Source organism: Kluyvera sp. (assembly GCF_047971185.1).
In the GTDB taxonomy this organism is placed as follows: Bacteria; Pseudomonadota; Gammaproteobacteria; order Enterobacterales; family Enterobacteriaceae; genus Kluyvera.
In genome coordinates this window covers 1-3,965 of record NZ_JBKDZH010000083.1, presented here as the reverse complement: position 1 = coordinate 3,965, position 3,965 = coordinate 1, and the positions used below count along the sequence as shown (strand labels likewise).

Below are 3,965 nucleotides of genomic sequence, written 5' to 3'. Positions count from 1 at the left end.
TAAATATATAATTCTAAATAATATAACATTGGAAGCATATACTTATCAGCAGTATAAATATATAGTTGCAGATAAGTTTATGGTGACAATGTTATATTATTTAGAACTATATATGTTACAGGATTGAATTATTAGAGACTTCTTAATACCACTTCTATAATTTCACTTGTTTTATATATTACCACCCCTATTTTTTATTCATTAGCATTCATTTCCTATCTTCTTTTATATTTTCATTTACATATATTTTTATATATACTTATATACTCATATGAGATATATTGGTATTTTTTTCATAGAATAAAGTCATAATCAAGAAATAATACCAAAAAATTATGTTTTCAGTTCCATTTCTTTATTTGGGTTCTTCGACATACATAGCACAGAAATGATGTGAGTTTTGTAATGCAAGCAGGTGTGTGTTATGTGTCTCAGTGGTTATATTTTAGAACCTTGCCAAGGTACACTGCCATGAGGTGAGATGAAGTAGTCTCGGAGACAATCCCGTTGAACCTTGGTGTTGCCTGTTGCCCTGTTGCCTGCTGGAAGGTTGGGAATGTCGGAAAGTAGAGGGTCCTGCCGCCAGTTTCCCATAATAACATCATGAGTAACTGGGTCTTCGGTATCCGCTTCACCCCTGACTGGATTGTGGACTCGCAGCATGTTGTGGAGGACACATGCAGCCATCACCACTGCCTCCACCTGGTCATGCATGAGGCTGATGGCGGAGTGGAACACTTTGAACCTGTCGATGAGAAGAGAATATTTTATAATAAAACATGTCATGAATACTTGATTAAAATAATCAAATACAGACAAGTAACTAAGAAATTGATTTAATGAACAGGTGTTGTTGAGAGATAGTTTGGTCATTTGACATATTTACAAGTACATAATAAGTGAGTGGTTACCTGTCTGCCAATATCCCGTAGGCATTCTCTACAACTCGACGTGCCCTGCAGAGTCGGTAGTTGTATATCCGCTCAGGCTTGCTCAGATTGCGTCGAGGGTAGGGTTTCATCATCCAGCTCCTCAGTGCGAAGGCGTCATCCTCAACGAAGAAGTAGTCCACAGGCTGACCTTCGGGATCCCCAGGAAGTTTGTCAGCGGGAGGCAGGTTGGCTCGTTTGTTCTCCAACATATTTGCAAGTTGGGACTGTGCAAAGATGCCCCCATCAGACTCAGAGCCTACGGCCCCCACGTCGACGAAGATGACCTTGTAGTCCGCATCTACAACTGCCAACAGGACCAAGGAGAAGAATTTCTTGTAGTTGAAGTAGTGCGAGCCTCCAAACGCTGGATTCTTGATGCGAATATGCTTTCAGTCAATAGCCCCCAGGGTGTGAGGGATATTCCATCTTTCGTTGAACCCATTGGCAATTTGCTTCAACCCCTCCACTGAGTCTGGCATCTGTAAGTACTCGTCTGCAAAGGCTGCAATTATGGCTCTGCACGTCTCTGGAACATCGAGGGAGATGGTGTTGGGTGCCACACGGAATGTGTAACCAAGGTTCTTGTAGGAATTCCTCGTCGCAAAGAATCGGCGGGTGATGGCTACACGTAGGGCAGGGTCCAGGGGCTTCCTCCAGAACGTAGTCTGCCTCTCGATGTATGGTCGAACTCGATCAACTATTTCGTTGAACATGGTCTCACTCATGAGGGTGAAGTTGTGGTACACCACAGGGTCCTCGGCAGCCAGCTCCAACAGCAAGTTCCCGTAGTGGCCTTTGGTTGCTCGACGTTTCAAGTATCTACGTACCTAGGTTCTTCGAGCCTTCCTTCCTTTCGTTTTCATCTGCATGTGAAGATAGCAGAGGGTTATGACGTGAATTCCATCAAACTCCAGTATGGCAGCCGCTAGTTTAGGATGCCTGTAGGCGAGGTCTCTGTCTGTGTAGTCAAGGCGGCTCATGGTGTTGCTGCTGCTGCTTCTGGAGGAGGAGATTGGGAAGTGTACAGGTAGGTGGACCCACTCCTCAATATATTAGCTGTGCCGTCAGAACCGCGATCATTTTTTGACATCGTTGGGAAATCGAACTGCAAGCGAGGGGCAGTCGAGCGGCAGTGGAGCAGCCATCGCAAAACGTCGCAGGTACTCATGACGTCCTCACGATGACTCCTCACATGAAGTCTGCGAAAGGTGCAGTAAGCTACGATACGCAAACGATCACTCCTAGACCTTTCCTCTCTGCGTCTGCGATGATCGCAAACAACCCCGACTAAAACGAGTGAAGGACGAGCAGATGTCGTAATGGATCACGATATCTGCCCAGTCGTTGTGAATCGCGGTTATTGGGTGGCGACTTAAACATTTTAAGCATCGCAGACAGTCGCGGAGGCTGGATCGCAGATGTGTGGTCCCAGCATAACTGAGAAAAGAAATGGGTCGACCTAGAATGTAGTCACCGCTCCCCCCCAATAAAACTAGCCTTAAATAACTTCCGAGAACTTATCTGTCTTCACAGCCTTGACTAAATTAGAAATAAAATACACCCTTGAGCCTGTTCATCCCTTGTCTGACCCAAATTACAAAAGAAAGTACTTACAGGTACCTAACCATTCTTTCCTGACCCCAGCCTTAATTAATTCAAAAGCAAAGTACTAACAGGAGCCTAACCCCAAGCTGAACTAATTTAATGGGAACATACTTTCCAGAACCTATCTGTCCCTTGCTTGACACTACAATATATAAACTAAATCAAAGGGAAAATATGTACCACAACCTATCCACCACTCGCCTGATCCTAGCGTTAACTAATTTAGAAAGAAAATACCTACCTGTCACCTACCTGACTCCACCGTTAACCAATATAGATTAAAGGATTAAATATCCCCCCCCCCCCTCCGAACTAGGTATCTAAGACCATATAGTTCTGCCAGAGTGAAGAGAGAGCCAGCAGGGTTGTGTTACCTCCTGATGTAAAGACAGATACTTAATGTTAATGGGCACTGTATTAATGTCTGTTAACAGCAGTGGTGGATACCACTAACCAAAGAGTTAGTTGCACTAACTGGTAATCCAATAACTAAAAAGTTAGCTTTGCGTACACTACACCGCTAAACTCATAAGGAAATCAATGGAAGCTAATGCTAACCGCTAACTGCTAACTTTTTTATATTGATTTACCTTAGGTTTAGTATTTTGTTTCTAAAACCTTTAAAAACAGACCTAATGAAATTTCAATATGCTGTAGCCTAGACATAGAGCTTTCAGAAAGGTTTGTCATGCCAAAATCAGTTGATGATAAAGGCATACACAAATAGCAAATGGAATTCAACATATATATATATACACTTATTCATGCTTTATAAGTTTCTATATGTGAGTTAGCAATAGCAGTGCAAAGACAAAATCTGTTAAGATAACTGATGACACACTACACAGGACTGCTCCCCCACACAGCTGGGGATAGTGGATGAATTTAGATACAGAAATGTAAATAAAACTAATGAATATATTGAGAATAATTAAAAAGCAGTGCATATATACATATGATGTCGGTACCATTCACAAAGGTTGGTTAAAGCAAGGGTTTTACCTAGGGAGCCAGGGGGTTAAGTGTGGACCCACCTGCTGTACAAGGTTGGGCACCACTATTGGAGTGACTGAACACCCATAATCAACTTCCAGGTGCACAACCTTGTGAAAAAGTTACTGGAACCTGAGAATTTGACAAAATCCAGTATGGCCCCCAGCCAATTTCGAGAATCTAATACTTGCCGTATCTTTGCAAATACTTGTGATAGAAACATAAATCATGTTTCTGTATGTAGGTTTTTAGTGCAAGAAAGCCAATGTCACCATCACTGTTTCACTATTATGCATGAAAATTGAGAAAATGGCTTATTCGACATATGGAAATGGTACGATCGCAGCTACACATTTAGTTATGTCAAAACCACATAAGTAACATACAGTATTTATTCCAACAAATAAGTGTTAGTAAAGGGAATATAAGTTTTTG

At 42.1% G+C, this 3,965-nt stretch carries 3 protein-coding genes; all 3 read right to left on the bottom strand.

The window, feature by feature from the left end:
• Nucleotides 1–438 precede the first annotated feature (438 nt).
• Genes ACK5JN_RS19245 through ACK5JN_RS19235 form a run of 3 tightly spaced genes read right to left on the bottom strand, consistent with a single transcriptional unit; the run spans nucleotide 439 to nucleotide 1,705 of the window.
• Nucleotides 439–873 carry a hypothetical protein gene (locus tag ACK5JN_RS19245; protein ID WP_416871614.1) on the bottom strand — a complete coding sequence of 145 codons (435 nt, stop codon included), beginning with the start codon at nucleotides 871–873 and terminating at the stop codon, nucleotides 439–441.
• Nucleotides 874–907: 34 nt separating this feature from the next.
• Entirely contained in the window at nucleotides 908–1,309 is a 402-nt protein-coding gene (locus ACK5JN_RS19240; protein WP_416871615.1) for a transposase family protein, read from the bottom strand.
• 12 nt (nucleotides 1,310–1,321) lie between these two features.
• Nucleotides 1,322–1,705: a hypothetical protein gene (locus ACK5JN_RS19235; RefSeq protein WP_416871613.1), complete on the bottom strand. Its 384-nt coding sequence runs from the start codon at nucleotides 1,703–1,705 to the stop codon at nucleotides 1,322–1,324.
• Nucleotides 1,706–3,965: the final 2,260 nt, after the last annotated feature.

What these genes read in the sequence shown, in the direction of transcription:
- ACK5JN_RS19245 (WP_416871614.1), bottom strand. Translation starts at nt 873, where the DNA reads ATGACCAAACTATCTCTCAACAACACCTGTTCATTAAATCAATTTCTT.